This window comes from Oscillibacter sp. KLE 1728 (assembly GCF_934833455.1).
GTDB classification, from domain to species: domain Bacteria; phylum Bacillota; class Clostridia; order Oscillospirales; family Oscillospiraceae; genus Oscillibacter; species Oscillibacter welbionis.
Genome location: NZ_CAKVVF010000113.1, coordinates 1 through 5,300 on the forward strand (window position 1 = coordinate 1; position 5,300 = coordinate 5,300).

Here is a 5,300-nt window from a genome sequence, read left to right on the forward strand (position 1 = left end):
CATCTGCGCCGCCATTGACGAGGTGATGGCTGGCTCCGGCCTGCGGCCCTGCCACCTGGGCAACATCCACACCGCCCCCCAGGACGGGGGACGCATCCTGTCCACGCCCCCCTGGTATGCCTACCTCCGCATCGCCGAGGGGTGCGACAACCACTGCGCCTACTGTGTGATCCCCTCCCTGCGGGGCAAATACCGCAGCCGCCCCATGGAGGGCCTTCTGGAAGAGGCCAGGGAGCTGGCGGACGCCGGCGTGAAGGAGCTGCTGGTCATCGCCCAGGATATCACCCGGTATGGAACGGACCTGAACGGCGAGCACCAGCTGGCGTCTCTCCTGCGGGAGCTGTGCAGGCTGGACTTCCACTGGGTCCGGCTCCACTATCTGTATCCGGACGAGATCACTGAGGAGCTGATCGACACCATTGCGGAGGAGCCCAAGATCGTCAAGTATCTGGACATCCCCATCCAGCACTGCAACGACGGGATCCTGAAGGCCATGAACCGCCGGGATACCAAGGCGGAGCTGCTGGACCTGCTGACAAAGCTCCGGGCCCGCATCCCCGGCCTGGTGCTGCGGACCAGCCTCATCACCGGCCTGCCCGGCGAGGGCGAGGCGGAGCTGGAAGAGCTGTGTGTCTTTCTCCGGGAGACAAAGATTGAACGGGCCGGGGTGTTCCCCTTCTCCCCGGAGGAGGGCACCCGGGCGGCCCAGATGGACCATGTGGACATGGAGGAGGCCCGCCGCCGGGCGGAGCTGGTGGTGGACGTTCAGTCCGACATCATCGACGCGTACAACGAGTCTGTTCTGGGAACGGAGCGGGAGGTGCTGTGCGAGGGCTTCGACAGCCAGGCCCAGATGCACTTCGGCCGCAGCTACGCCGAGTCCCCGGACATCGACGGCCGCATCTGGTTTGACGCGAACCGGGAGGTGGAACCGGGCACCTTTGTGACCGTCCGGCTTACCGGCGTCATGGACGGCGAACTGACCGGAGAATTGGCGGAGGAGTAAACATCCATGAATTTGCCCAATAAATTGACGCTTTTGCGCATTATTCTGGTCCCGGTTTTCATGGTGGTGCTGTACTGGGGCTTCCCCGGCGCCACGTGGGTGGCGCTGGCCATCTTCATCATCGCCAGCCTCACGGACATGCTGGACGGCAAGATCGCCCGGAAGTACAACCTGGTGACGGACTTCGGCAAGTTTGCCGACCCCCTGGCGGATAAGATGCTGGTGACCGCCGCCATGCTGTGGTTCGTGGAGATCGGGCAGATGCCCGCCTGGATGCTGCTCATTGTCATTTGCCGGGAGTTCGCCGTCAGCGGCCTGCGGATGATCGCCAGCGACAAGGGACGGGTCATCGCCGCCGGATGGTCCGGCAAGGTCAAGACTGCCGCCACTATGGTGTGCGTGGTGCTGATGTTCCTGCCCATTCCACCGGTGGTGAACACGCTCTGCGTGTGGGTCATCACCCTCACCACCCTGTACTCTGGCGTAGAGTATTTCGTGAAGAACAAGGATGTCATCGCCTCGGCGTGACTCTGACAACAGACGAGCCCCCGGCGGGTCACTCCCGCCGGGGGCGTTTTGACATGTTCAGCTTCCAGGCCCCAGCCGGTCCCACACCCGCCAGAGGGACAGCAGAGCCACGCCCCCCAGCCACACCGCCAGGACATCCCGGAGGTCGCCCACGGATCGGGGCAGGTACAGGGGCGTGAGCACTTCCCAGAAAAGGCCGCAGGCCAGCAGGAAAAGCGAGGCAGGCAGGGCCCGCTCCACCGGCCGCCGGCGGGTGAGACACAGCAGACCGTTCAGCAGGCACAGCATCAAGCCGCCGGCCAGGAAGTCCGCCCCGTGCCAGGCCAGCAGGCGGCAGCTGGTCAGGGGGACCAAAAGAAAGCGGTTCAGGAGATACAGCCCGGCGATGACCGCGCCGGAGGCGGCGTACCGCCGCAGAAAGGACCGGTCCATCATCAGAAGAACGAGAGGATCAGCAGGGCAACGATAACAGCACCCACCACGCCCCAGAAGCCGATGCCCTCTTGACTCTTGACGGGAGACGGTGTCTCGAAGGCTTTAGGTTTGTAAAGCAGCGCCTCCTCGGATTCCCCGCAGTCCACTACGATCTGCGGGCAGAAGAAATCCTGGTCCAGATGGGCGGCAATGTACTGGGCCGCACTGTCAACCAGTCCCCGCCGCAGCAGGATGCGGGACTGGTTGTTCACATAGTGGGCGATGGCATTGTTGGCATCCTCTTGGGTGAAGCCGCAGTATTTCACCAGCTGGGCAGACGACTCCGTGCTCTGCACAAAGCCGGGGCGGGTGGCAACGACAGCGTATTGGGGCCCACGGGGCGGATGATTGGGCAGCTGATAGCCGCATTCCGGACAGATGCTGCCGGAGACCTTCCGCCCGCAGCAGGGACAGGTGTCCGGCGGCTCATAGGCGGCGGTCTGTCCCTCCCCCGGCTCCTTTCCCAACAGCACATAGTCCGCCGACACATGGAGCTTTTCGCACAGCGCGGCGATGGTGGCGGCGTCCGGCGTGGTCTGGCCGCTCTCCCACTTGCTGACGGCCTGCCGGGTGACACCCAGCAGCTCGCCCAGCTGCTCTTGGGTCAATCCTGCCGCTTTGCGGACGGCAGCGATACGGTCCTTCAATTCCATGGAGTATCCCCTCCTTTTCTTTGGTCCCATCATACCGAAAAGGCGGGCGCTTGGCAAGCGACAGCCATTGGAATTTTGTCAACCGCCTGTTGACAGGGGGGACGGTTTCCACATTCCGGCATATTCTGTATGGAGAAGCAGGTGCGCTGTCAAGGCGCAGGGCGCAGGGCCGGGATATTCCTGCGTGAAGTTGTCTCTTGACACCTCTCTCAAATCCTGTTAAGATACAAAGCGTAAATGGAATAGCGTGTTGATCGGGAAGAGTAACAGCACTTCCAAAGAACAGAGAGGGCGCGTCACCGGCTGCAAGCGCGCCTGCGGCGGGAGCTGTGAACGTGCGCCCGGGAGCGCGGGGGATGTGGAAGCCCTCCGTCTGGCCAGCGTCAACGGGCCTCCTTGAGTGATAAAAGAGAGTGGAACCGCGATCCGTCGCCTCTCGTACCTTGGTACGGGAGGCGTTTTTCATGGCCTCCCGATCCGCACAAGGAGCAATTCGATATGGCAAAACGAGTAACCCGACTGGGCGGCCTGCTGGCCGCCTACCAGCGCCGCGACCCCGCGGCCCGCAGCAAGCTGGAGATTTTTCTCCTGTACCCTGGTGTCCATGCCGTTCTGTACCACCGGGTGGCCCATTGGCTGTACCGGCATCATCGATTCTTTCTGGCCCGGTGCGTCTCCCAGTGGAGCCGGTTCTGGACCGGCATTGAAATCCACCCCGGCGCCACCATCGGCCACCGCCTGGTGATCGACCACGGCATGGGCATTGTCATCGGCGAGACTGCGGAGATCGGAGACGACTGTCTGCTCTACCAGGGGGTGACCCTGGGGGGCACCGGCAAGGACAAGGGCAAGCGCCACCCCACCCTGGGCAACAATGTGATGGTGGGTTCCGGCGCCAAGGTACTGGGCCCCTTCACCGTGGGGGACAACGCCCGCATTGCCGCGGGCGCCGTGGTCCTCAGCGCGGTGCCGGAGGACTGCACCGCCGTGGGCGTCCCCGCCCATGTGGTCCGAGTGGCCGGAAAGATCGCCACCTTCGCCGACGAGGTGGACCAGATCAGCGTCCGGGACCCCGTAGAGGAAAAGTTGAATGCAGCCTTATCCCGTCTGGAATTTTTGGAAAAACTCATGGATGAACAATATCTCAAGAGCCGGCGGGAGGAATCCGCCGGTTCGGAAACGTAAAAGGAGCAGTGTTTATGTACCTGTACAATTCGGCCACCCACAAGAAAGAGGAGTTCAAGACCCACACTCCCGGCCGCGTGGAGATGTACACCTGCGGCCCCACAGTGTATCACTTCGCCCACATCGGCAACCTGCGCAGTTATATCATGGAGGACGTGCTGGAGAAGTTCCTCCGCTGGACTGGCTATGATGTCCACCGGGTGATGAACATCACCGACGTGGGCCACCTGACCTCCGATGCCGATGAGGGCGAGGACAAGATGCTCAAGGGCGCCAAGCGGGAGCACAAGACGGTCATGGAGATCGCCCAGTTCTACACCGATGCCTTCTTTGAGGACTGCCGCAGGCTGAATATCAAGACGCCGGATGTGGTCCAGCCCGCCACCGGCTGCATCGACGAGTATATCAAGATCGTCTCCAAGTTGATGGATACCGGCTATGCCTACTTCGCCGGCGGCAACGTGTACTTCGACACCTCCAAGCTGGGGCGGTACTACGTCTTCAACGACCACGACGAGGAGGACCTGGCCGTAGGCGTCCGGGAGGGCGTGGAGGAGGATCCCAACAAGCGCAACAAGAACGACTTCGTCCTCTGGTTCACCAAGAGCAAGTTCGAGGACCAGGCCCTGAAGTGGGATTCCCCCTGGGGCGTAGGGTATCCGGGGTGGCATATCGAGTGCTCCGGCATCTCCCTGAAGTACAATGGGGAGTATCTGGATCTCCACTGCGGCGGCGTGGACAACGCCTTCCCCCACCACACCAACGAGATCGCTCAGAGCGAGAGCTACCTGGGCCATCCCTGGTGCCCCCAGTGGTTCCACGTCCATCACCTGAATACCTCGGACGGCAAGATGTCCAAGTCCAAGGGTGAGTTTCTCACTGTGTCCTTGCTGGAGCAGAAGGGCTATGACCCCCTGGCCTACCGGTACTTCTGCCTCCAGAGCCACTACCGCAAGGCGCTGGTGTTCACCTGGGAGAACCTGGACAACGCGGCGGCGGCCTACACCAAGCTGATCGCCCGCATCGCGGCCCTAGACCCGGCGGACGGTCCGGTGGACCAGGAGGCCATGAAGCCCTACCGGGAGAAGTTCGGCCAGCAGATGGGCAACGACCTGAACACCTCCATGGGCGTGACGGCCCTGTTCGACGTGCTGAAGGCAAAGACCAACGACGCCACCAAGCTGGCCCTCATCGGGGACTTTGACAGCGTGCTGTCCCTGGGCCTGCTGGAGAAGGCGGCGGCCCGCCGGGCGGAGGACGCCAAGGCAAAGACCACCCAGACCGAGGGCGGCTACACCGTCACCGGCGAGGGGGACCCGGCCATCGACGCGCTGGTGATGCAGCGGTACGAGGCGAAGAAGGCGAAGAACTTCGCGGAGGCGGACCGCATCCGGGATGAGCTGAAAGCCCAGGGCATCGAGATCATCGACACCAAGGGCGGCGCAAGCTGGAAG

The 5,300-nt window shown here is 62.9% G+C and carries 6 protein-coding genes; 4 read left to right on the top strand and 2 right to left on the bottom strand.

Annotated elements, in window-relative coordinates:
• Both QVE23_RS10245 and pgsA read left to right on the top strand, forming a co-directional pair.
• Positions 1–1,006: MiaB/RimO family radical SAM methylthiotransferase (locus QVE23_RS10245; protein ID WP_287968148.1), on the top strand; the 1,006-nt coding region annotated here is incomplete at its 5' end.
• Between the two features lie 6 nt (positions 1,007–1,012).
• Positions 1,013–1,534, top strand: coding sequence for a CDP-diacylglycerol--glycerol-3-phosphate 3-phosphatidyltransferase (gene pgsA, locus QVE23_RS10250; RefSeq protein WP_287968150.1), 522 nt, complete (start codon positions 1,013–1,015; stop codon positions 1,532–1,534).
• Positions 1,535–1,591: 57 nt separating this feature from the next.
• Here pgsA and QVE23_RS10255 read toward each other — a convergent pair whose 3' ends face one another.
• Positions 1,592–1,966, bottom strand: a complete 375-nt coding sequence (locus QVE23_RS10255; protein ID WP_444000685.1) for a hypothetical protein — start codon at positions 1,964–1,966, stop codon at positions 1,592–1,594.
• Between the two features lie 2 nt (positions 1,967–1,968).
• On the bottom strand, positions 1,969–2,661 hold the full coding sequence (locus tag QVE23_RS10260) for a helix-turn-helix domain-containing protein (protein WP_025544815.1): 693 nt from the start codon (positions 2,659–2,661) through the stop codon (positions 1,969–1,971).
• Positions 2,662–3,159: 498 nt separating this feature from the next.
• On the opposite strand from QVE23_RS10260, the gene epsC reads away from it, so the two are divergent.
• Together epsC and cysS are read left to right on the top strand one after the other, a co-directional pair.
• The gene (gene epsC, locus QVE23_RS10265) at positions 3,160–3,846 is read left to right on the top strand and encodes a serine O-acetyltransferase EpsC (protein WP_021749617.1); all 687 of its coding nucleotides are present in this window, start codon (positions 3,160–3,162) and stop codon (positions 3,844–3,846) included.
• A 14-nt stretch (positions 3,847–3,860) separates the two neighbouring features.
• A partial coding sequence (cysS, locus tag QVE23_RS10270; protein ID WP_287968153.1) for a cysteine--tRNA ligase occupies positions 3,861–5,300 on the top strand: 1,440 nt, incomplete at its 3' end.

Excerpts from the sequence above, each read along its gene's own strand:
- pgsA (WP_287968150.1), top strand. The coding sequence starts at position 1,013 with ATGAATTTGCCCAATAAATTGACGCTTTTGCGCATTATTCTGGTCCCG.
- epsC (WP_021749617.1), top strand. The coding sequence starts at position 3,160 with ATGGCAAAACGAGTAACCCGACTGGGCGGCCTGCTGGCCGCCTACCAG.
- QVE23_RS10255 (WP_444000685.1), bottom strand. The coding sequence starts at position 1,966 with ATGGACCGGTCCTTTCTGCGGCGGTACGCCGCCTCCGGCGCGGTCATC.
- QVE23_RS10260 (WP_025544815.1), bottom strand. The coding sequence starts at position 2,661 with ATGGAATTGAAGGACCGTATCGCTGCCGTCCGCAAAGCGGCAGGATTG.